This window comes from [Clostridium] citroniae WAL-17108 (assembly GCF_000233455.1).
GTDB classification, from domain to species: domain Bacteria; phylum Bacillota; class Clostridia; order Lachnospirales; family Lachnospiraceae; genus Enterocloster; species Enterocloster citroniae.
In genome coordinates, this window is record NZ_JH376420.1 from 1,457,466 (window position 1) to 1,479,179 (window position 21,714).

At 52.3% G+C, this 21,714-nt stretch carries 18 protein-coding genes; 4 read left to right on the forward strand and 14 right to left on the reverse strand.

Annotation, left to right across the window (positions count from 1 at the left end; genetic code table 11):
- Positions 1 to 37: 37 nt before the first annotated feature.
- The 5 genes from selD to dapA all read right to left on the reverse strand — a co-directional run bounded on the left by selD (position 38) and on the right by dapA (position 4,124).
- Positions 38 to 1,063 (reverse strand): selenide, water dikinase SelD, encoded by a 1,026-nt coding sequence (selD, locus tag HMPREF9469_RS06590; protein WP_007860295.1) that lies wholly within the window; start codon positions 1,061 to 1,063, stop codon positions 38 to 40.
- A 41-nt stretch (positions 1,064 to 1,104) separates the two neighbouring features.
- Positions 1,105 to 1,491 (reverse strand): winged helix-turn-helix domain-containing protein, encoded by a 387-nt coding sequence (locus HMPREF9469_RS06595; RefSeq protein WP_007860296.1) that lies wholly within the window; start codon positions 1,489 to 1,491, stop codon positions 1,105 to 1,107.
- Positions 1,492 to 1,731: 240 nt separating this feature from the next.
- Positions 1,732 to 1,938: a sulfurtransferase TusA family protein gene (locus HMPREF9469_RS06600; RefSeq protein ID WP_007860297.1), complete on the reverse strand. Its 207-nt coding sequence runs from the start codon at positions 1,936 to 1,938 to the stop codon at positions 1,732 to 1,734.
- A gap of 15 nt (positions 1,939 to 1,953) precedes the next feature.
- The gene (yedE, locus tag HMPREF9469_RS06605; protein WP_007860298.1) at positions 1,954 to 3,015 is read right to left on the reverse strand and encodes a YedE family putative selenium transporter; all 1,062 of its coding nucleotides are present in this window, start codon (positions 3,013 to 3,015) and stop codon (positions 1,954 to 1,956) included.
- A 227-nt stretch (positions 3,016 to 3,242) separates the two neighbouring features.
- Positions 3,243 to 4,124, reverse strand: a complete 882-nt coding sequence (gene dapA, locus HMPREF9469_RS06610; protein WP_007860299.1) for a 4-hydroxy-tetrahydrodipicolinate synthase — start codon at positions 4,122 to 4,124, stop codon at positions 3,243 to 3,245.
- Between the two features lie 191 nt (positions 4,125 to 4,315).
- On the opposite strand from dapA, the gene dpsA reads away from it, so the two are divergent.
- Both dpsA and HMPREF9469_RS06620 read left to right on the forward strand, forming a co-directional pair.
- Positions 4,316 to 5,143 carry a dipicolinate synthase subunit DpsA gene (gene dpsA / locus HMPREF9469_RS06615; RefSeq protein ID WP_007860300.1) on the forward strand — a complete coding sequence of 276 codons (828 nt, stop codon included), beginning with the start codon at positions 4,316 to 4,318 and terminating at the stop codon, positions 5,141 to 5,143.
- A 14-nt stretch (positions 5,144 to 5,157) separates the two neighbouring features.
- Positions 5,158 to 5,739, forward strand: coding sequence for a dipicolinate synthase subunit B (locus HMPREF9469_RS06620; RefSeq protein WP_007860301.1), 582 nt, complete (start codon positions 5,158 to 5,160; stop codon positions 5,737 to 5,739).
- An 80-nt stretch (positions 5,740 to 5,819) separates the two neighbouring features.
- On the opposite strand, the gene HMPREF9469_RS06625 is transcribed toward HMPREF9469_RS06620, so the two are convergent.
- The 9 genes from HMPREF9469_RS06625 to ssnA form a co-directional block, all read right to left on the reverse strand.
- Positions 5,820 to 6,575, reverse strand: a complete 756-nt coding sequence (locus HMPREF9469_RS06625; RefSeq protein ID WP_007860303.1) for an EFR1 family ferrodoxin — start codon at positions 6,573 to 6,575, stop codon at positions 5,820 to 5,822.
- A gap of 189 nt (positions 6,576 to 6,764) precedes the next feature.
- Positions 6,765 to 9,275, reverse strand: a complete 2,511-nt coding sequence (locus tag HMPREF9469_RS06630) for a heavy metal translocating P-type ATPase (protein ID WP_007860310.1) — start codon at positions 9,273 to 9,275, stop codon at positions 6,765 to 6,767.
- A 44-nt stretch (positions 9,276 to 9,319) separates the two neighbouring features.
- The gene (locus HMPREF9469_RS06635) at positions 9,320 to 9,622 is read right to left on the reverse strand and encodes a metal-sensing transcriptional repressor (RefSeq protein ID WP_007860312.1); all 303 of its coding nucleotides are present in this window, start codon (positions 9,620 to 9,622) and stop codon (positions 9,320 to 9,322) included.
- 162 nt (positions 9,623 to 9,784) lie between these two features.
- Entirely contained in the window at positions 9,785 to 11,167 is a 1,383-nt protein-coding gene (hydA, locus tag HMPREF9469_RS06640) for a dihydropyrimidinase (RefSeq protein ID WP_007860313.1), read from the reverse strand.
- Positions 11,168 to 11,201: 34 nt separating this feature from the next.
- The gene (locus HMPREF9469_RS06645) at positions 11,202 to 11,696 is read right to left on the reverse strand and encodes a GNAT family N-acetyltransferase (RefSeq protein ID WP_007860314.1); all 495 of its coding nucleotides are present in this window, start codon (positions 11,694 to 11,696) and stop codon (positions 11,202 to 11,204) included.
- Positions 11,697 to 11,794: 98 nt separating this feature from the next.
- Entirely contained in the window at positions 11,795 to 14,377 is a 2,583-nt protein-coding gene (xdh, locus tag HMPREF9469_RS06650; protein WP_007860315.1) for a selenium-dependent xanthine dehydrogenase, read from the reverse strand.
- Positions 14,378 to 14,414: 37 nt separating this feature from the next.
- The gene (locus tag HMPREF9469_RS06655) at positions 14,415 to 14,654 is read right to left on the reverse strand and encodes a putative Se/S carrier protein (RefSeq protein ID WP_007860316.1); all 240 of its coding nucleotides are present in this window, start codon (positions 14,652 to 14,654) and stop codon (positions 14,415 to 14,417) included.
- A 140-nt stretch (positions 14,655 to 14,794) separates the two neighbouring features.
- Positions 14,795 to 17,779, reverse strand: coding sequence for a putative selenate reductase subunit YgfK (gene ygfK, locus HMPREF9469_RS06660; protein ID WP_007860317.1), 2,985 nt, complete (start codon positions 17,777 to 17,779; stop codon positions 14,795 to 14,797).
- Positions 17,780 to 18,028: 249 nt separating this feature from the next.
- Positions 18,029 to 19,360 carry a putative aminohydrolase SsnA gene (ssnA, locus tag HMPREF9469_RS06665; protein WP_007860318.1) on the reverse strand — a complete coding sequence of 444 codons (1,332 nt, stop codon included), beginning with the start codon at positions 19,358 to 19,360 and terminating at the stop codon, positions 18,029 to 18,031.
- Positions 19,361 to 19,686: 326 nt separating this feature from the next.
- Here ssnA and HMPREF9469_RS06670 point away from each other — a divergent pair, with 326 nt between their 5' ends.
- Together HMPREF9469_RS06670 and dpaL are read left to right on the forward strand one after the other, a co-directional pair.
- Positions 19,687 to 20,352 carry a helix-turn-helix transcriptional regulator gene (locus HMPREF9469_RS06670; protein WP_040415099.1) on the forward strand — a complete coding sequence of 222 codons (666 nt, stop codon included), beginning with the start codon at positions 19,687 to 19,689 and terminating at the stop codon, positions 20,350 to 20,352.
- Between the two features lie 70 nt (positions 20,353 to 20,422).
- Positions 20,423 to 21,631, forward strand: a complete 1,209-nt coding sequence (dpaL, locus tag HMPREF9469_RS06675) for a diaminopropionate ammonia-lyase (RefSeq protein WP_007860324.1) — start codon at positions 20,423 to 20,425, stop codon at positions 21,629 to 21,631.
- Positions 21,632 to 21,714 lie beyond the last annotated feature (83 nt).

The window sequence follows — 21,714 nt, forward strand, 5'->3', positions numbered from 1 at the left end:
CTTTTCGCCTTTGGCTCTGCAGGCCCACGGTCACTGCTTAACTCACAACCACTGCCTTTTCACCCCTGGCCTGTATCTCCCCGACCATGCCACAGGGCAAGCCCAGGCCCCGAAGCTCCTCCAGCGCCCTGTCTGCATCCTGCCGTTCCATGGATACAAGAAGACCTCCTGACGTCTGAGGATCATATAGGATTTCCTCCAGGGCAAAACTGCAGTCCACAAACTCCACCTTGGCCCCCACATGGTTCCGGTTTCTCTGCCCGGCCGCCGTGATATAGAACTCCTCCACATACGCCTCACACCCCGGTATAAAGGGAATCCTGTCCTTATGGATCAGAGCCGTGTAGCTGTCTCCCAGCATCTCGCACAGATGTCCCAGGAAACCAAAGCCTGTCACATCCGTACAGCCGTGGACCCTGTATTTCCTTACGATCTCTGAGGCATACCTGTTCAGGCTGGTCATGGACTTCACAGCCAGATCCATGGCAGCGCCGGTCTTTTCCCCTACCCTGGAAGCCGTGCACACGATCCCCACGCCCAGAGGCTTGGTGAGAAGAAGCACATCCCCTTCCCGGCATCCGCTGTTGGCAAACACCTTGTCCGGATGAATGGTCCCGGTAACGGACAGACCGTATTTCACGTCCGCATCCGCAATGGAGTGGCCCCCTGCCAGGACACCGCCTGCTTCCTTTACCTTTTCACTGCCGCCTAAGAGGATCTTTCCCAGTATATTCAGATCCATGGCCTCAGGAAAACACACAATATTAAGGGCTGTCTTCACATCACCGCCCATGGCATAGATATCGCTCAGGGCATTGGCTGCCGCGATCTGCCCGAAAATATATGGGTCCTCCACCATGGGAGGGAAAAAATCCAGCGTCTGGACCATGGCAAGATCATCCGTCAGTTTATAGACAGCCGCATCATCCGACCCCTCATAGCCGATCAGCAGATTGGGGTCATAGGTCTTGGGCAGTTTGTCCAGTACCTTTGCAAGCGCTCCCGGTCCAAGCTTGGCCGTACACCCTCCCCCTTTACAAAATACGATCTCTTCCTGTTTCACGTTCCTTCCTCCTTGTTATAAGCCCCGGCAAAGGGACTCATTTAACTGTTTTTAAGTTTCTCTACCCTATCCTGTGAAAAATGCTTTTCAAACAAACGGTCCAGCTCCTCCCTGGCCTCCTTCATAAAGGAGTCATATGCCTCCAGCAGCCGGACCGCCTGGACGGTAAGGGTGGAACCTCCTCCATCTTTACCGCCGGTCTCACGTTCCGTCAGAGGAAATCCCCATGCCTTTTCAGACTCCTTCAACATTTTCCATGCCTTGCTGTAGGCCATGTTCATGCCCTGTGCAGCCCCCTGGAGGGATCCTGTCTCCTCCACTCCCCGAAGCAGTGCGGACATTCCAGGGCCAAATGCCTTGTTTTCAAAATACAGTTTCAGTGATATGCCATAGTGCAGATGATCTTGGTTCGGCTGGTTCTGTTTCATCTGGCGGCCTCCTTGGTTATATTTTCAAAAGAATAACGTTTCCAAAGAAAAAAGCCGAACCTGCCATTCATAAGACAATGACCAATGCCGGCTTTCACTTTTATACGCATAAAGCTCCAAACTGCTATTCTTTCACTGCTTCTATTATAGCAGATTCAGTCCATTATGCAAATGGTTTTTCCTCTTAAAACAGCACTTGATCCAACGGAAACATGGTCAGCACATACGGCTGCCTCCATCTCAAAAAATGGTTATCTCAATATCCCTGCCTCTCATGGCCACGGCGGCTTCCCTTCCGTATTCTTTTGCCAGTTTCACAATGTTGTCCCTGGTATGGGCCGCATCAGACAATACGGTCAGTTTTACACCAGGATGTTTGTCCATCTCATCCATAACGATCAGCACCGGTTCCGGGCACGAAAGCCCTCTTACATCAATCTCACTCATACGATCCTCCCCTTCCTACTTTCCCTGTTTTCCTTTGCATGAAAATCCAATAACAAACAGCAATACAATGCAAACAACGCACATGATCCTGCCCGCAGCAGTGGTGCCCGTTCCGCTGGATGCCAGTCCGAAATTATGGCAGACCGCAGCTCCTGCCAGCATTCCCACCACATTGACTGCAGCATCTCCTGATCCCTGTCCGGCCAGGATCAGCTGTCTCAGCGGACAGCCTCCGGCCAGCACGGCTGCAAATCCCACCACATACATTCCCAGCACATTCCACACAGCCTCGGTATGAGCAACCGGCTGTCCTTCAAATCCCAGTTTAAAACCGCCCGTGGCCAGATTGTACACTGCCATAACAACAAACAATCCTGCGATCACGGTGAGCAGATCAAAATTCTTCATAAGGATCACGTCCCGGATCCCGCCTGCAAAACAGGTTCTCGCCCGCTGTGCAGCGGCTCCGAATACAAGTCCGCCGGCCAGCGAGATCAGAACAGGCGCGTGCATGCTTCCCGGTCCCTCGGCACTCACTGCAAACAATGTGGTGGTAACACTGAGGATCAGCATAACAACAAGGATTACCGGCAGTATGTATCCGCTCTCCGGCCTGGTATCATATGCCCGCCCCAGGCTGAATCCCTTTTTCAGGAAAAAGCATCCTGTAGCCGCTCCCAGAACAAACCCAGCCAGTCCCACATAAGCATTCAGATCACCGGCCGCCATGCGCAGCACCATCCGCAGCGGGCATCCCAGGAATATGAGGGCGCCTATCATGGTCACCATTCCAAGTAGGAACCGGATCATGGGAGAGGAGCCTGATGTGGACCGGTATTCCTTAGCCGCCATTGACACGGCAAAGGAACCTGCCACAAGCCCCACGATTTCCGGCCTCATATACTGCACCACCGCTGCGGTGTGGAATTTTGCAGCTCCCGCTATATCCCGGATAAAACAGGCAATACAAAACGCCATATTCCCCGGATTGCCCATAAAGGCAAGCACGGCCGCAACCAGCCCCAACAGCCCTCCCCAAACCAATAACATTACTTTTCCATCCCATTTCCTCTCCATTTTCTTCCTCCACTCGTTATATTTTTCAAAGAATAACGCTTTTAATAAACAAGCCGGCATGACCATATTGGGACTCTGGTCATAGCCGGCTTTTTATCTTTTCATGGAAAGCTCCAAACTGTTATTCTCTTTACCTTTAAAATATACCATATCCTTCCACCCATGTCAAAGGGATTTTCACCTATGAGACAGGGCTTATAAGGCCGGGCCGCGGTCAAAGGAACCGCTTACCGGTACCGCTTCATCACCGCCTCCAGCTTTGCTTTCTCACCGGCCTTCATGGGTGTGAGAGGCAGGCGGCAGCTGTCCATACACATCCCCATAATGGACAGGGCGGCTTTTACGGGAATGGGGTTCACATCCCAGAACAGCGCCTCCATGATGTCCAGAAGGTACAGCTGCATTTTCCTGCTCTCCTCCAGCTTACCCTCCAGGAACAGTCTGCACATGTCATGGGTCTGTCTGGGCATGATGTTGGCCAGCACGGAGATCACACCCTTGCCTCCCAGTGCCATGATGGGTATGGTCTGGTCATCATTTCCCGAGTAAATATCAAATCCGTCCCCGCACAGGGCCGCTGTCTTTGCAATCATTGACATGTTTCCGCCCGCTTCCTTGGCCCCCCTGATATTGGGGTGTTCAGACAGGATCCGGTAAGTCTCAGGCTGTATGGTCACGCCCGTGCGGCTGGGCACATTGTAAAGGATCATGGGAATCCCCACATGGTCGCCTACCTGGGTAAAATGCCGTACCAGCCCCTCCTGGGATGCCTTGTTATAATAGGGAGTCACCTGCAGCAGGGCATCTGCCCCCAGTTTTTCCGCCTCCCTGGAAAGCTTTACCGCGTGCTCGGTACAGTTGCTTCCCGTACCCGCGATCACGGGAACCCTCCCGTTCACATGCCGGATCACAAAGCCGATCACTTCCATCTTCTCATTGTCATCCAGGGTGGCGGATTCCCCTGTGGTCCCATTTACCACAATGGCATCTGTCTTTTCCTCAAGCAGCCAGTCCAAAAGCCTGCCCATGGCATCCAGGTCCAGGTTTCCGTATTCATCCATGGGCGTGACCACGGCCGCTGCACTTCCTTCAAATATACTGCGCTTCATAAGCATCTGTCCTTCAATTCATAATCTATATTATTAAAAATATGACAAACATTCCTCATTGGTACCATTCACCATTTATTTCCTTCAGACATATAAAAAACTATGGATCAAATCTCTTCCAGCCAGCCCCAGGGGCCTTTTAACAGCGCTGTGGAATCTGCGGAAGGGAGACGAGATGAAAGGAGAATCTGATGTACCGATTCCTCATTCTGGGGGGCGACCCCAGACAGCTTTACATGGCCCGCTTCCTGAAACAGGCAGGCCATGAAATATCCCTATATTATGAAACCGACCTCTCTTTCTCCTTGCAGGAAGCAATGGAGCATTCCCATATTATCCTCTGCCCGGTCCCATTTACCAAGGACCAGAAAAACATCCATTCCCACAACCGGCTTTCCGGACTGGAAATAGAACGTTTTCTGCAGCATCTGAGACAAGGTCACGTCCTCTTTGGAGGAAACATCCCCGCTGCTGTAAAGGAACACTGCGTATCCGCAGGTGTTCCCTTTTATGATTTTATGAAAATGGATGAGGTGGCCTGCAAAAATGCCGTTGCCACGGCCGAAGGCGCCATTGCCGAGGCCATTTCCCTAAGCCCCATGAACCTTCACCAAAGCAATTGCCTGGTAACCGGGTGGGGAAGGTGCGCCGAGGCTCTGGCCGCTAAATTAAAGGGCATGGATGCCCGGGTAACCGTTGCCGGACGCTGCAAAGACAAACTGGCCCATGCCTTCTGCCATGGTTATGACACCCTGCTGCTGGAAGACCTGGATCCCCATATCCATACCTTTGACTTTATATTCAACACCATACCTGCCATGGTCCTGGACGCTCCGCTGGCCATGGGCATCCAGCCGGATGCCGTTGTCATTGATATTGCGTCAGCTCCCGGGGGCGTGGATTTTGACACCTGCCGTAAACACGCTGTCAGGGCAAAGCTGTGCCCGGGGCTGCCCGGCATTTATTCCCCCATGACCTCTGCAAGGATCCTGTGCCAGGCGGTTATGGACCATCTGTAAGAAAGGAGTTTACAATGGAATTAAAAGGAAAACACATTGGCCTGGCCATCACCGGGTCCTTTTGTACCTTTGCAAAAATAGAACAGGAAATCCTGAAGCTGAAGGAAACCGGAGCCATCCTCCACCCCATTATCTCCGGAAATGTCCAGACCATGGATTCCCGCTTTGGGGACACGGGTGAATTCATCAGCCGGATCACCTATATCACGGGAAATGATCCCATCCTGCGCATTGAGGACGCGGAGCCCATTGGTCCCAAGGCATATCTGGATATCCTTCTCATTGCCCCATGCACAGGCAACACCCTGGCTAAGCTGGCCAACGGGATCACGGATACCCCTGTGCTCATGGCTGCAAAGGCCCATCTGAGAAACGCCAAGCCCCTTGTCATCTCCGTGTCCACCAACGATGCCCTGGGAATCAACTTTAAAAATATAGGGGAACTGTTTAATTCAAAAAACATTTACTTTGTCCCCTTTGGCCAGGATGACCCGGTAAAAAAACCCAGTTCCATGATTGCACGCACCGGGCTGATTGAAAACACATTAAAAGAAGCCCTGGAGGGCAGGCAGATCCAACCGGTCATCCAGGGTTAAGCCCGCAGGGCAGGCTTTCGGAACAGGCTTTCAGGGCAGGCTTTCAGGGCAGGCTTTCGGGGAAAGCCTGAGAGATAAGCCTACAAGAACAGCTCATTCTCCCGCCTTATATCCCTTACCGGGGACAGTTTCTGCTCCAGCATTAAAAGGGCCGGGGCCGGAAGGCTTCTGGCCCGGGTGGGACAGACGGATACGCAGCGCATGCAGAGTATGCATTGGTCTGCCTTTGTTGTGCCAGGGGCATCCAGGGGTATGGCTCCTGCGGGACACAGTTTTGCACACCGGCCGCAGGCCGTGCAGGAATCATTAGTAACCGGCACCACAGGCATCTGCTTCCAGTCGCGGTAAGGGCGGTTTCCCGGAACCTGAGGTTCCTGCCAGCCCTCCTCCTGCAGCTTATCCAGTATCCTTGCCGCAAATGACCGGATATCCTCCATGTCCTGCTCATCGGGGCGGCCTGATGCTATATCCCCCACCATGGAGTGCTCTGCCAGCAGAGCCGTTCCGGCCGCGATCCGAAACCCCTGCGCCTTCAGGCAGTCGTCCAGTTCCAAAAGGGCGTCCTCAAACGCCCGGTTGCCGTAAACCGCAGCGGTCACCGCCACTGCCCCGTTTCCACGGCAATGCTTAAGTTTCTCTGCCGCAAATCCGGGGATCCTGCCGCCAAACACCGGCATCCCCACAATCACCATATCCCCGGGGCCGAATGTCCATTCCCAGTCAGAGGTGCAGAGATCCACCTCCTTCACATCCTGTGACATGGCTGATGCCAGCGCCATACACGCCTTTTTGGTTCCTCCCGTAGGGCTAAAATAGACTGCTGTTATGTTCTTCATATTGCCACCTCCAATAATTATTATTCTATCACATTTGGCAGAACAGTACAAATATATGTAATCCCGGAAATGATCCCGGCAAGCGCTTTTCATCCATGTGATGCAGCGCCTAAAACTAAAAATATTGCGTGGCAACTGTTTTCCCCGCCACGCAATATACTTATACACCCCCAGTGGACAAGAGCACCTTTACCGGATATCCAAAACCTTGTAATCCTGGTCTTCCACCGTCTTCCTCAGCACACTGTCATCCACCGGCCCGTTCAGGGTCACCACTGCCGTGCCCGCCTCGTGGCTTACCACCGCCTCTTCCACCTGTGCCAGGCCCTCCAGGCACTTCTTTACCCTGGCCTCACAATGTCCGCACATCATTCCTTCAATCTTCATTGTCTTTACCATTTTCTTTTCTTCCTTTCTTTTTACCTTGATCTTTTTATCCCTTGAGCCATCATACATCTTAAAAAAGTTAAGCCGGAGCGCGTTGGTCACCACACAAAAGCTGGACAGACTCATGGCCGCTGCTCCAAACATGGGATTCAGTTTCCATCCAAACACCGGATACCAAAGACCTGCTGCCAAAGGTATTCCCACTGCATTGTAAAAGAATGCCCAGAACAGGTTCTCGTGTATATTGCGAAGAGTTGCCCGGCTCATACGGATCGCGGCCGGCACATCCCTTAAACGGCTCTTCATCAGCACCACGTCCGCCGCGTCAATGGCAATATCCGTTCCTGCCCCAATAGCAATACCGATATCAGCCCTTGTAAGGGCCGGAGCATCGTTGATGCCATCGCCCACCATGGCCACTCTGCCCTTCTTTTTCAGGGAGCGGATCACGCTCTCTTTTCCATCCGGCAGCACGCCTGCGATCACTTCGTCCACACCGGCCTGTTTTCCCACTGCCCTGGCCGTGCGCTCATTGTCGCCGGTAAGCATCACCACATGGATTCCCATGTCCTGAAGCTCCTTTACGGCCTGAGGGCTGTCTTCCTTCATGGTGTCGGCCACGGCAATGATGCCGGCCATCACGCCGTCACGGCTGAAGAACAGAGGCGTCTTTCCTTCCTCCGCCAGCCGCTCGGACTGGGTCTTCATCTCCTCGGTCACCTGAGCCTGGCTGCTGATAAATGTAAAGTTGCCGCCGCATAAAAGGCGGTTTTCCAAAACTGCGGACAATCCGTTGCCGGGAAGGGCCTTAAAATCACTTACCTCCTGTGCCCGGATGCCCAGCTCCCCGGCCTTTACAAGCACCGCCTTTGCCAGGGGATGCTCGCTCTTTTTCTCCAGGGAGAATGCCAGCTCCAGCAGCTGCCGTTCCGTGATACCCTCCGCGGGTATCACATCCGTTACCCTGGGCTCGCCGCTGGTAATGGTTCCTGTCTTATCCAGGGCCACGATCTCCATCTTTCCCGTCTCCTCCAGGGAAACGGCTGTCTTAAACATGATCCCGTGCTTTGCTCCCATTCCGTTGCCCACCATAATGGCCACCGGCGTTGCCAGTCCCAGGGCACAGGGGCAGCTGATGACCAGCACGGAGATTCCCCTTGCCAGGGCGAATCCAATGCTTTCTCCGGCGATCAGCCATACCAGCATGGTCACAGCCGCAATGGCGATCACGGCCGGCACAAATACCCCGGATACCCGGTCCGCCACCTTGGCAATGGGCGCTTTGGTGGCCGCCGCATCACTTACCATCTGTATGATCTGGGACAGCGTGGTATCCTCCCCCACCCGGGATGCCTCACACACAATATAACCGGACTGGTTCACTGTGGCTGCGGAAACCTGGTCACCCGCGCTTTTGTCCACCGGTATGCTCTCTCCTGTCAGAGCGGACTCATTCACCGCACTGCTTCCCTCCAGCACGATCCCGTCCACAGGGATATTCTCCCCCGGCCGGACCACAAAGATATCCCCCTTTTTCACCTGGTCAATGGAAACCTCCGTCTCCACGCCGTCCACCTTCAGGGTGGCTGTCTTGGGCGCCAGCTTCATCAGGCTCTTTAAGGCGTCCGTAGTCCTGCCCTTGGAGCGTGCTTCCAGCATCTTTCCCACTGTGATCAGGGTCAGGATCATGGCTGCTGATTCAAAGTAAAATTCATGCATGTATGACATGACGCCGGCCATGTCCCCGTTCACCTGGGCATCCGTCATTGCAAACAGTGCATACACACTGTAAACAAAGGAAGCCCCTGATCCCAGAGCCACCAGCGTATCCATGTTGGGAGCCCTATGTATCAGCCCCTTAAAACCGCTGATAAAAAACTTCTGGTTGATCACCATGACAATACCGGTGAGAAGTAGCTGCAAAAGCCCCATGGCCACGTGATTATCCGCAAAGAAAGCGGGAACCGGCCAGTTCCACATCATATGCCCCATTGAAAAATACATAAGGACGATCAAAAATCCCAGGGAATAGTACAGACGGCGCTTTAAAACAGGTGTCTCCCTGTCCTTTAACATGTCATCGGTGTCACCCGCAGAGGGCTTACTTGCCGTCTCCCCCTTCACAGCCGCACCATACCCTGCGGCTTCCACTGCCTTTACAATCTCCTGGCTGGACGCGCTTCCTTCCACGCCCATGGAATTGGTCAGCAGGCTGACCGAGCACGAAGTGACGCCCGGCACCTTGGCCACTGCCTTTTCCACCCTGGCGCTGCAGGCCGCACAGCTCATGCCTGTCACTGTATATTGTTCCATATTGCACATCTCCTTTCTCTATCTAAAAGCAATCCTTCAGATCTCTAACGCATCAGTTTCTGGATGGTGGCCACCAGCTCGTCTATGGTCTCCTCCTTGCCGTCCCGGATATCATTTACCACACAGCTTCGGATATGGCTGGCAAGCAGTTCCTTGCTGAAGCTGTTGAGCGCTGCGTTCACAGCCGCCACCTGTACCAGGATATCCGTACAGTACGCATCCTTCTCCACCATGCTCTTAACCCCCCGCACCTGACCTTCGATCCGGTTTAACCGGTTGATCAGGCTTTTATATTCCTGCCCTGAACGCTCCTTTGTTTTATGGCAGCAGCATGTTTCCTTCTCCACTTTGCATTCTCCTGTCTGTTGTATTTTTATATACCCCAATGGGGTATCTGCTTACAAGCTGATTATATACCCTGACGGGGTATATTGCAAGCCTTTTTTTATTTTTTCATAAAAAAAGGCGCTTATGCACGTGATCAGCTGCGTACATAAGCGCTTTTATGACTATAAATTATATTTTCCCCGCTTCACAAACTTGCCGGCCTTTTCAACCACCACCTGATGGTCTTTCACCACCTGACTGCCCCGCAGGAATACGCTTTCAATGCGGGCTGTCAGCCTTGTGCCCTCAAACGGCGCATAATCCACGTTCTGCACCTGGTCCCCGGCTGTCACCACATCATCCACGCCAGGCCGGAGCACTACAATGTCAGCATCACTGCCAGGGGCGATGGCGCCCTTGACCGGGTACATTCCATAGAGTTTGGCCGGATTCTCTGAGAGCAGCTGGCACATCTTCTCCTGTGTGATCCTTCCTCCATCCACACCGTATGTATACAACAGGGTTCCCCTGGTCTCCACTCCGGGCATCCCCCCCGGTATCCTGGTAAAGTCATCCTTGCCAAGGGCTTTCTGCTCTGTGGTAAAGCTGCAGTGGTCCGTGGAAACCGTCTGGATGGTTCCGTCTGCCAGGGCATTCCACAAACACTGTGAATCTTCCTTTTTCCTCAGAGGCGGGGCACACACATATTTAGCTGCTTCCATGCCCGGAAGAGAATACAGGCTGTCGTCCATAAGGAGGTACTGCGGGCAGGTCTCCGCATAGACCTTCTGTCCCCTTTTCCTGGCTTCCATAATCACGTCATAGCCTTCCTTACAGGTGAGATGAACCACGATCACAGGAATGTCCACCACCTCTGCCAGGCGCAGCAGTCTGTCAATGGCCTCCGCCTCCGCTGCCGCAGGGCGGGTGGCCGGATGGCTTTCCACTCCCATCTTTCCGGCTGCCTTGGCCTCTGCCTGAAGGGCCGCGATCATTCCGCTGTTCTCACAGTGCACCCCGGTGATACCGCCCACTTCCTTTAACCTGCGCAGGATCTCAAAAATAGTCTTGTCATCCACCTGGGTATCATATGTCATATACAGCTTAAATGAGGTAATTCCCTCCTCCATCATATCGTCCAGCTCCCTGCTCACAGACGGGTTCCAGTCTGAAATGGACATGTGGAAGCCATAATCGCAGGAGCATTTCCCATCCGCCTTTTCATGCCAGTTCCTTAATCCGTCCGCCAGGCTCTCCCCTGTATACTGGGTGCCGAAATCCACAATGGTGGTGGTGCCGCCCCTGACAGCTGCTTTAGTGCCTGTAGCAAAATCATCCGCTGTTACAGTACCTGCCACATGCAGGTCAAAATGGGTGTGCGCGTCAATAAATCCCGGAAACAGCAGACAGCCTTCCACATCCACCACACCGGTATCCCGGTCCGTCAGGCGCTCAATCTCCTCCGGGCTTCCCACTGCAACCACCTTTTCCCCATGGATCAGCACATCCTCCCGGAAGCTGCCGCTGCCGGTCACCACTGTTCCGCCTTTTAATACTTGTTTCATCTTCCTCACTCTCCTGTTCTGTGATCTACACAAGTTATGCCTCATCCGCCATTTCCTGAAGCCGCTCCCCGTCAATACGGTACACGGTCCAGTCACTCATGGCCTTTGCTCCCATACCCAGATAGAAATCAATACTGGGCTTATTCCAGTCCAGACACCACCATTCCAGACGGCCGCATCCCCGCTCCACTGCAACGGCTGCCAGCTGCATCAGAAATGCTTTGCCATATCCACGGCCCCGGTACTCCGGACAGACATACAGATCTTCCAGATAAATGCCTCCCCTGCCCAAAAAGGTGGAAAAATTGTGGAAGAACAGGGCAAATCCCACGGTCTTTCCCCCGCAGCTTCCCAAAAGGACCTCGGCCTTCTCCTTTTCAAACAGCCATTTGGTCAGCAGCTCCTCCGTGGCGACCACCTGGTCCAGCATCCCCTCATAGTCAGCCAGTTCCCTTATAAAAGTAAGTATCTGAGGCACATCGCCACGTCTGGCAAAGCGGAACTCTATTGTTTCATCCATAGATGTCATCTTTCCCTCCTTATGTGGAACAAGCGAAAAGCGGGGTGTCCGCCTTTCGCTGTCCTTTTACACTGCCCGGCAGGGTGTATCTGGCCCGGCAAATGTCTTTATTTCTTTTTCTTATAGAATGTATTCTCCATTGGCAGTTTGGTACGCAGTATATGATCCATGGCATAATAAGCGCCCTGGGCGGCCGGAGCCGTGGGAATGGTAGCAATCTCTCCGATTCCTTTTGCGCCGTATGCAAATGGAAGCTGTTCTTTCTTCTCCACATAGATGGCGTGGATATCCGGAATCTGGGTAGAACGCATCAGACCCAGTGTGCCATACTTGGCCTGGGGAACACCGTTCTTTAACGGGAAGTCCTCTGTCAGGGCATAGCCCAGTCCCATAAGCACGCCGCCCTCGATCTGTCCCTGAATGGAGATCGGGTTCACCACCTTGCCGGAATCGTGGGCCGCATATACTTCTTTTACTTTTCCCTCATCATCCAGGATCACCACATGGGTTGCAAAACCATAAGCCACATGGCTCTTGGGATTGGGCACATCTGCTCCCAGTTTGTCGGTGGGGTCAAAGAATTCCGCAAAGAACTCTCTTCCCTCCAGCTGGGACATATCGCCGCCCGCTTCCTTCAGCGCCTCTAAAACATCTGCTGCAGCCATTCTGACCGCCTCGCCTGTGATCAGGGTCTGGCGGGAACCGGAGGTGGTTCCTGAATCCGGTGCAACCTCGGAATTGGCGCCCATGTTCTTAATCTGTTCCTTCTTAAGCCCGGTCACCTCAGCCACCATCTGTACGAATACGGTTGCGCATCCCTGGCCGATATCGGAGGCAGCTGCATATAATTCCACCTTGCCGTTATGGACTTTCAGCTTTGCGCGTCCCTTATCAGGAAGGCCCACGCCCACACCTGCATTCTTCATGGCACAGGCAATTCCGGCCCTGCCCTGATTACTCTCATATGCGTCCTTAACTGCCAGAAGTGTTTCTTTCAGTGCGGTGGAGCAGTCTGCGATCTGGCCGTTGGGCAGCACCTTGCCCGGTTCAATGGCGTTGCGGTAACGGATCTCCCAGGGGGAAATGCCCACTTTTTCAGCCAGCAGGTTGATATTGGATTCCAGGGCAAATTCACTCTGGCATACTCCAAATCCCCGGAAGGCTCCTGCCGGAGGATTGTTGGTGTAATAACCAAATCCGCGGATATCCGTGTTCTGGTAACAGTATGGTCCTACGGAATGGGTACAGGCTCTTTCAAGCACCGGCCCGCACAGAGATGCATATGCACCTGTGTCAAAATAGATCTCACAGTCAAGGCCTGTGAAGATTCCGTTCTCATCACATCCCAGGGTAAATGTTCCTTCCATTGCGTGGCGCTTCGGATGGAAATTAATGGATTCCTGTCTGGAGAAAATCACCTTAACAGGTCTCTGTACCTTTAATGCAGCCAGTGCGGCAATATGCTGGGTGGAAACATCTTCTTTTCCGCCAAAGCCGCCGCCAACCAGTTTATTTTCCACTACAATGCGGTCCGGATCCCAGCCCAGCATAATGGATATCTCCTTGCGGGTATCATACACGCCCTGGTCTGAGGAGTAGACTTTAACACCGTCCTTGTACGGGAATGCCACAGCACATTCCGGTTCCAGGAATCCGTGCTCTGTAAACGGCGTGGTATAGGTCTGGGTCACCACATACTTGGAATTCTCCAGCGCTTTCTTTGCATCTCCGCGGGTCACATGGCGGCTCTGGCACAGATTTCCCTTTTCGTGCACCTTTGGCGCATCCTCAGCCATGGCCTCATGGATGGAGCATACGGGTGTCAGTTCCTCATAATCAATCTTGACCAGTTTTTTTGCATCTTCCAGGATATCCCTTGTCTCAGCCACTACCAGGCATATGGCATCGCCTACACACCGGGTGATGTCACCCTTTGCGATCATAACGTCCCAGTCCTGTTGGAGATGCCCCACCTTATTATTGGGCACGTCTTCGGCTGTCAGCACAGCCAGTACGCCCGGAAGTGCCATGGCCTCCTGGAAATTGATATCCAGCACTTTGGCCCGGGGATACTTGGAACGCACTGCGGAGGCATATACCATTCCCTCCATCTCCACATCTCCCGGATATTCACCATATCCCAGCACCTTTTCCCTCACATCCAGACGGAATGCGCGCTCTCCCACGCCATAAGAATCCCCTTTTTCCAGGGATTCCTCAATCTTTGCATCCCCTCTCAGGATCGCTGCTGTCAGCTGGATCCCTTCTATGATCTTCTTATATCCGGTACAGCGGCAGATATTTCCCTTCAGGGCAAACTTGATCTCCTCCTCTGTGGGATCCGGAACCCTGTCGATCAGCGCCTTTCCGGCCATTACCATACCGGGAGTACAGAACCCGCACTGCACGGATCCCATTGCGCCAAAAGCGTACACAAAGGCTTCCTTCTCCGCATCGCTTAACCCCTCTGTGGTGATGATGTTCTTACCCACTGCGCGCTTCGTGGTCAGTATACAGGATTTAACCGCCTTCCCGTCTACCACGATCGTACACGTACCACAGGCCCCCTCACTGCATCCGTCCTTAACCGAATGGAGATGAAGGTCCTCCCGCAAATAGCGCAGCAGCGGTTTATCCTCGCTGGTGCTGCGCATCACACCGTTTACTGTAAAACTATAGTTCTCTCCCATCTTTACCTCCTGCCTTCACGTTCCATCGCAAATAGCTTTATAAAAAAAGATTATAAGTCCCCTCTGTCTCTATCCCGGCCTCCCGGATCAGCGTTTCAAGCGTTTCCCTGTCACCGGCCGGGGCGCTCCAGGCCATGCCGCATCCGGCGCTGATCTGCCGTGGGACAGGTATGAGCCGCCCCGGACTCCCGGACTCTTTTGCGCTCCGTTCCATTTTCATAGCCATGGTTGTGGTGTGGAACGTAAATACCACCTTTTCTGCCTTTTCCCTTGCCATACGGAAACACCTCGTCCCACTGTCATACTCTGTTCCTGACAGAAGCTTTTGTCTCTATTCTCGCGCGAGAATAACGTTACTTTTTTAACAATCTTGTGATAACAGAGTTCCCATATTTATATGGGAACTCATTTTTTTATTTATAGCATATAGGAATAATCATTGATCACAGCTGCAATTATCTTCCGGATCCCCTCCGGTACATCCTCATTAGCGGAGCCGACCGTATAATCCGTCACCTTGCCCTGAAGCCTTACCTTGCATGTGCCTGCCGCCGCATCTGTTACCGTGAAGCCCTGATTCTTACTGTTCTCCATATCCGCCTCATTGGCAAACAGGGTGAATTTGTCAAGATAAGGAGCGCTGTCCCATGGGCAAAAGCTCTTACAGTTGCCGCACTCATTACACATATAGTCCACATGGATGATCTGGTGCTTATCCATTCCCGGCACTACCAGGGAAATGTTAGCCCTGTTGGGGCATACTTCCACACAATTCTCACAGTAGCTGTTACAGGACAGACATCTGGTACTGTCAATGATCTGGTCATTTTCCTCCGCCAGCCTGCCCTTGCGTCCATAGATGGTATCTGCATCAGACTGTTTGAACAGGTCTTCTGCCAGAACCTTTCCAATGATGGCCTCAGCTGCCGCCTTGCCATCGCGGATGCCCTCCACAACCGTTGCCGGTCCGAAGAGGCCGTCACCAGCCACGTACACGCCCTTTACAGAGGTCTCCAGTGTATCCTGGTTTACCTGAGGACGTCTTCTGCTGTCCAGAACAATACCGCATTCCTCATAGAACGCGCCCGGCACCTTCTCACCTACGGCTGCGATCACAGTGTCAGCGGGAACGGTCACGATCTCATCCGTCTCCACCACACCGCGGCGTCCGCTGGCATCAAATTCGCCCAGAACCATCTTCTTGCAGTACAGGTTTCCGTTCTCCAGCTTAACAGGGGCCAGAAGCTCCGCAAACTCAACTCCGTCCTCCACTGCCATTACCAGTTCTTCCTCGTCAGCCGGCATATAACGTCTGGTTCTTCTGTATACCAGGGAAACCTTCTCAACGCCTTTATTTCTCTTGGCCGCCCTTGCGGTATCCATGGCTGTGTTGCCGCCGCCGATAACCACAACGTTCTTTCCTAATTCCACATTTCCGTCCGTGGCCTTAAACTGTGCCAGGAAATCCAGCGCATTCATGGTATCCCCTGCCTCCAGCTTAAGGATCCCCTTATCGGAAGCGCCCACGGCCAGGACCACATAATCATATTCTTTCTTTAATTCATCAACGGATGTGATCTCTTTTCCAGTGACCAGTTCCACGCCCATGGCCGCAACAATCTTCACGTCATTGTCAATTGCCTCATCTGAGATACGGAAGCCCGGGATCACATTGCGGACAACGCCGCCCATCTTTTCTTCCTTTTCAAAAACAGTGACTTTCATGCCGCCTCTTGCCAGGAAATAAGCCGCTGCCAGTCCTGCTGGTCCTCCGCCTACCACAGCCGCCTTCTTGTCAGTGGTCACAGCCGGTTTCTCAAACTTGGCCATCACTGCCTCAAAGCCGCCCTCTGCCGCCTCTAATTTAGTCCTTCTGATATCCACAGGGCTCTCATAGAAGTTTCTGGTACATTTGCTCATACAGTTATGGGCACAGATAGTACCGGTGATAAACGGAAGTGGGTTCTTGTTAAGGATGACCTCCAGCGCCTGCTCAAACTCACCTGCTCCTGCAAGCTGCAGGTATCTGGTGATATCCTGATGGATGGGGCAGCCTTCCTGGCAGGGAGCCACAAAACAGTCCGTAAGGGGCACCGGCTTCTTGATCTTTCTGGACGGAAGGGGCTTTACCGCCTTTACATGGTGCTTGTCGTTCTTCACAGCTTCTACCAGTGCAGCGGCTTTGTCCCCGTCCACACCTTCAAATGCAGCAACGTCCTTGCCCGCAAAGATCTGTCCGATCTGCTCCAGCCTCTCATAACCGCCGGGCTTTAACATGGTGGTTGCCATGGTTACAGGCCAGATGCCCGCGTCCACGATATCTTCAATATTAAAGTAATCAGCGCCGCCTGAATAGGAGATGCGCAGGTTTCCGCCAAAGTCTTTGGCCAGTCTCATGGCAACTGACATGGATAATGGATACAGGGACTTTCCGGACATGTACATCTCTTCGCTTGGAAGCTCGTTCTGCTTTACATCCACCGGGAATGTATTGGTGATCTTAACGCCGAATTCCAGCCCCTTCTCATCCGCCAGGGCCTGCAGTCTCTGAAGCATGGGAACCGCATCCCCATACTGCAGATCATCCTTAAAGTGGAAATCCCCGAATGCAACATAGTCGTAGCCCATGTCATCCATCAGCTTCCTTGCATACTCATAGCCCAGAAGGGTGGGATTGCATTTGATGAATGTATGTACTTTCTTCTCCTCGATCAGGTAGCGGGCAATGCGCTCGATCTCCTGCGGAGGACATCCGTGCAGGGTGGAAAGGGTAATACAATTGCACACCTCCGGTGAAATGCTCTCCACATCTTCCTTAGTCACCTTCTCAAAACGGTCCAGATGATCCAGGAGCCACTGTCTGCACTCGTTAAATACAGGGGCTGCGGAAGCATCCTTCATTCCCTCGATAAACTTGTCGATCTTCTCTGTCTTGATGCCGTCCAGGTCATAGCCAACGGACATGTTAAACTGGAATCCGTCCATTGCGCCAAGGCCGTATTCCTTTGCCAGTACCTTACATGCAAACCAAGCCTTCACGTACTCGTCAAATGCCTGGGGCACGTACAGCTCTGTGGACCACTCACAGTTATAGCATTCATCATCCGCCTTGATACATGGCTTTGCAACGGGAAGGTCCTCGCCGTCCAGCTTCTGTACGGTCTTCAGTTCAAAGAAACGGCTGCCTGCCACGTATGCGGCTACAATGTTCTGGGTCAGCTGGGTGTGGGGTCCTGCCGCAGGGCCAAAGGGTGTCTCCAGCTTACGGCCGAATATCTCATAGTTCTTAGATTGGTCTGCAACAAACGGTCTCTTGATCCCAAAAACAGCACCTTTCTCGTGCTCCTTAAGAATCCAGTTCATCAGATTTCCAAATGGAATCGGTGTCATAATATCGCTCATTTTATCTTATCCTCCTTGCCTTTCCCCGTTTTTTACCGGGGGCTTACCTTATTATAAGCACCAGACCAGGTCCCAGCACCGGATACAATCTCCTCCATCCGGCCAAGCCGCCCAGGACTGTCCGTCCTGAGGTGCTAAATCCCGCCGCCCTGCAATCATTGTCTACTTAAATTATACATGCTGTGCATTTTTTTATATAGAGGAAAGCCTATCCATCCCTGGAAGGCGGTTCCTCATTTACCTTCAAGCTTAACCGTTGATGGAGCGCTCCAGCTTCTTAGCCTCTTCCCTAACTTCATAGAGGATCTTCTCCTCATCCATGCCCACCAGCTCCCTGTCTTTCATCAGGACCTTGCCGTTACATACAGTGGTGACCACGCTCCTTCCGGTCATGCCGAACAGGATATGCCCGTTGATATTAGAAGCATCCATGGGGGTTAAGGGGATATAATCCGTGACGATTACATCAGCAGCAGCACCTTCCTTCAGCACTCCCAGGGGCTTTTTAAAGTAACGGTTTGCAATCTTTGCATTGCCCTCAAAGAGCATCTGGGGAACCTCTCCCCATGCAGCGTTGGCATCGCACAGGTGATGCTTGTGCAGCACGTTCGCAACCTTAAAGGACTCTGTCATATCATGGGTGTAGCCGTCTGTTCCAAGACCGGTCAAAATACCTCTGTGTACGATCTCCATGGTGGGAGGGCATCCGCATGCATTTCCCATGTTGGATTCCGGGTTATGTACAACCATGGTATCCGTATCCTTGATCAGCTCCATCTCGTGGGGATTCACATAGATACAATGGCCCAACAGTGTCTTGCTTCCTAAAATATTGCAGTCCATGAGACGGTCCACGATCCTCTTGCCATACTTTTTCAGACAGTCATGAAGATCCTCGATCCCCTCAGCCACATGGATGTGGTATCCAACCTCGGCGGGCTTGTTGGCTGCCGCCAGTTCCATGGTCTCATCTGAGATGGTAAACTGGGCATGCATACCCATCATGCCGGCAAACATGTCTGTCTGGTCAGCCAACGCATGTTTGATCCATGCCGCATTCTCCATAACAGCCGCCTTTGCCTTGTCCATACCGTCCCTGTCGGAAACCTCATAACACAGACAGGTCCTGATCCCCATCTCCTTAGCGGCATCCTCTATTGCAAACAGGCTGTCGTGGATCTCGCCAAAGCTTGCATGGTGGTCAAATACAGTGGTCACACCATTCTTAATGGAATCCAGATAAGTCGCCCTTGCGCTCTGGCGTGTCTGCTCATTGGTCAGGTGGCGGTCAATGGTCCACCACATTCCGTCCAGGATATCCAGAAACCCCTTGGGATTGTAGCCCTTGATGGAAAGCCCTCTGGCCATGGCGCTGTAGATATGCTCATGGGTATTGATGAACGCCGGCATGATGACGCCCCCCTTAGCGTCAATAAATTCAGCCTCAGGAAATTCCTTCCTGATCTCCTCCAGTGTTCCAACCTTACTGATGACTGTTCCATCCATTGCCACGGCACCGTTTTCAATAAATGGATTTTCAGCGTCCCTTGTCACCAGACGTCCGTTCCCGATCACTAACATAGCCTCTTCTCCTTTTCTTTTATAAAATGCTTATAAATTGTATGTATCAGTGTGAAACAATTTGTCCTAAAAGCCTTATTAAATTCATAAACTTTAATAAGATAGAACAGGACTTCCTGTAACCCTATACTAACACCTTATAAACTCATTTGCAAGCATAAAATGCAAAATTTTTTAGATATTCTAAATTTTTTTGTAAAAACCTCTTGCAATTCATTTTTTTTGTGCTATGATGGAATCATAAACAACGCATCACAAATTAGCGAAATGTTTATTGTACAAAGTAACCATAATTTGAAGAGTCCGAGGAAAGGAAGATGAAAGCTATGTCATACACACTAGACCTGCTGAAACAGCTTGCAGATGGCCTTGCGAGACAGTTCGGACCAGACTGTGAAATTGTGATCCACGACCTGGAAAAGCATGACTTGGAACACTCCGTTGTACATATTAATAACGGGCACGTGACCAACCGCCGGGAAGGGGACGGTCCCTCCAAAGTAGTATTAGAAACACTTCACAAGGACCCGGCTACCTTAAAAGACCATCTTGGATACCTGACCCGTACATCCAACGGCAAGATATTAAAATCAAGCACCTTTTACATTCGTAATAAGGAGGGCACATCCATTGATTACCTGCTTTCCATCAATTACGATATAACCGGACTGATGACTGTGGACCGCTCCATCAAGGCGCTCATCGATACCGAACCCCAAGCGGATGTGAAACAGCAGCCCGAGCAGATCGTCCACAATGTCAATGACCTGTTAGACACCCTGATCGAACAGTCGGTGGCTCTCATAGGAAAGCCTGCCGCACTGATGAATAAGGAAGAAAAGGTAACCGCCATCCAGTTCTTAAATGATGCGGGCGCTTTCCTTATTACCAAGTCAGGAGATAAGGTTTCCAAGTACTTCGGAATCTCCAAATTCACTTTGTACAGCTACATTGACGTAAACAGCCGCAAGTCCGATGACAAGAACGGCTGACCTGATGACGGCAACACATAACATGAACATATAAAATCAATCAACGCACATACAAGGAGGATTATGTAAAATGGATCAGAAGATTCTATGGGCGGTCAATCATATGCCAAAGACAGATGATAAAAACCTGCCTATCATGGGACTTGAGGAGATAAAGAAGGCCAGGACCTTCCATGAAAGCTTTCCTCAGTACACCAAGACACCACTTACAAGGCTGGATCACATGGCCGGGTATCTGGGGGTAAAAGATGTTTTCCTGAAAGATGAGTCCTATCGATTTGGCCTGAACGCATTCAAGGTGCTGGGCGGTTCCTTTGCAATGGCCCGCTACATTGCCAGCGAGACCGGCAAGGATGTTTCTGAACTTCCCTACTCCGTCCTCACTTCTGACCAGTTAAAAAAGGAATTCGGCCAGGCAACCTTCTTTACAGCCACAGACGGAAACCACGGACGCGGGGTTGCATGGGCAGCCAACCGTTTAGGACAGAAAGCCGTTGTACATATGCCTAAGGGCTCCACTCAGACACGTCTTGAGAACATTGCCAAGGAAGGCGCGCAGGTAGACATCCAGGAGATGAACTATGATGACTGTGTCCGTCTGGCAGCTAAGGAAGCGGATGAGACAGAGAGAGGCGTGATCGTACAGGATACCGCATGGGACGGCTACGAGGAGATTCCGGCCTGGATCATGCAGGGCTACGGCACCATGGCCATGGAGGCCGGCGAGCAGTTAAAGGAATACGGCTGTGAGCGCCCAACCCACATTTTCGTACAGGCAGGCGTTGGTTCCCTGGCAGGCGCTGTTGTGGGATACTTCTCCAACCTTTACGCTGACAACCCTCCCACATTCGTGGTTGTGGAAGCGGAAGCTGCTGCCTGCCTCTATAAGGGAGCGGCTGCCGGAGACGGCGCCATCCGCATTGTGGACGGCGATATGGAGACCATTATGGCAGGTCTTGCATGCGGCGAGCCAAACACCATTTCCTGGGATATCTTAAAGAACCATGTAAAAGTATTCATCGCCGCTCCCGACTGGGTAGCTGCCACAGGTATGCGCATGTTGGGCGCTCCCATCAAGGGCGATGCACCTGTTACCTCAGGTGAGTCCGGCGCTGCTCCATTCGGCGCACTGGCAGCCATGATGACCATGGATGAGTACAAGGATTTAAGAAGCGACATTGGACTGGATGAGAATTCCAAGGTCCTGCTCTTCTCCACTGAAGGCGATACGGATCCTGACCGTTACAAGAACATTGTATGGAAAGGTCTCGATAAATAATCACCCAATCATCATCAAAAACCCAATCACCACCGCTGCCCTGGGATCCACCCCGCCAGGCGGCACCACCACTAATAAATACA

What these genes read in the sequence shown, in the direction of transcription:
- HMPREF9469_RS06595 (WP_007860296.1), bottom strand. Translation starts at nt 1,491, where the DNA reads ATGAAACAGAACCAGCCGAACCAAGATCATCTGCACTATGGCATATCA.
- HMPREF9469_RS06600 (WP_007860297.1), bottom strand. Translation starts at nt 1,938, where the DNA reads ATGAGTGAGATTGATGTAAGAGGGCTTTCGTGCCCGGAACCGGTGCTG.
- yedE (WP_007860298.1), bottom strand. Translation starts at nt 3,015, where the DNA reads ATGGAGAGGAAATGGGATGGAAAAGTAATGTTATTGGTTTGGGGAGGG.
- dapA (WP_007860299.1), bottom strand. Translation starts at nt 4,124, where the DNA reads ATGAAGCGCAGTATATTTGAAGGAAGTGCAGCGGCCGTGGTCACGCCC.
- dpsA (WP_007860300.1), top strand. Translation starts at nt 4,316, where the DNA reads ATGTACCGATTCCTCATTCTGGGGGGCGACCCCAGACAGCTTTACATG.
- HMPREF9469_RS06620 (WP_007860301.1), top strand. Translation starts at nt 5,158, where the DNA reads ATGGAATTAAAAGGAAAACACATTGGCCTGGCCATCACCGGGTCCTTT.
- HMPREF9469_RS06625 (WP_007860303.1), bottom strand. Translation starts at nt 6,575, where the DNA reads ATGAAGAACATAACAGCAGTCTATTTTAGCCCTACGGGAGGAACCAAA.
- HMPREF9469_RS06630 (WP_007860310.1), bottom strand. Translation starts at nt 9,275, where the DNA reads ATGGAACAATATACAGTGACAGGCATGAGCTGTGCGGCCTGCAGCGCC.
- hydA (WP_007860313.1), bottom strand. Translation starts at nt 11,167, where the DNA reads ATGAAACAAGTATTAAAAGGCGGAACAGTGGTGACCGGCAGCGGCAGC.
- HMPREF9469_RS06645 (WP_007860314.1), bottom strand. Translation starts at nt 11,696, where the DNA reads ATGACATCTATGGATGAAACAATAGAGTTCCGCTTTGCCAGACGTGGC.
- xdh (WP_007860315.1), bottom strand. Translation starts at nt 14,377, where the DNA reads ATGGGAGAGAACTATAGTTTTACAGTAAACGGTGTGATGCGCAGCACC.
- HMPREF9469_RS06655 (WP_007860316.1), bottom strand. Translation starts at nt 14,654, where the DNA reads ATGGCAAGGGAAAAGGCAGAAAAGGTGGTATTTACGTTCCACACCACA.
- ygfK (WP_007860317.1), bottom strand. Translation starts at nt 17,779, where the DNA reads ATGAGCGATATTATGACACCGATTCCATTTGGAAATCTGATGAACTGG.
- ssnA (WP_007860318.1), bottom strand. Translation starts at nt 19,360, where the DNA reads ATGTTAGTGATCGGGAACGGACGTCTGGTGACAAGGGACGCTGAAAAT.
- HMPREF9469_RS06670 (WP_040415099.1), top strand. Translation starts at nt 19,687, where the DNA reads ATGTCATACACACTAGACCTGCTGAAACAGCTTGCAGATGGCCTTGCG.
- dpaL (WP_007860324.1), top strand. Translation starts at nt 20,423, where the DNA reads ATGGATCAGAAGATTCTATGGGCGGTCAATCATATGCCAAAGACAGAT.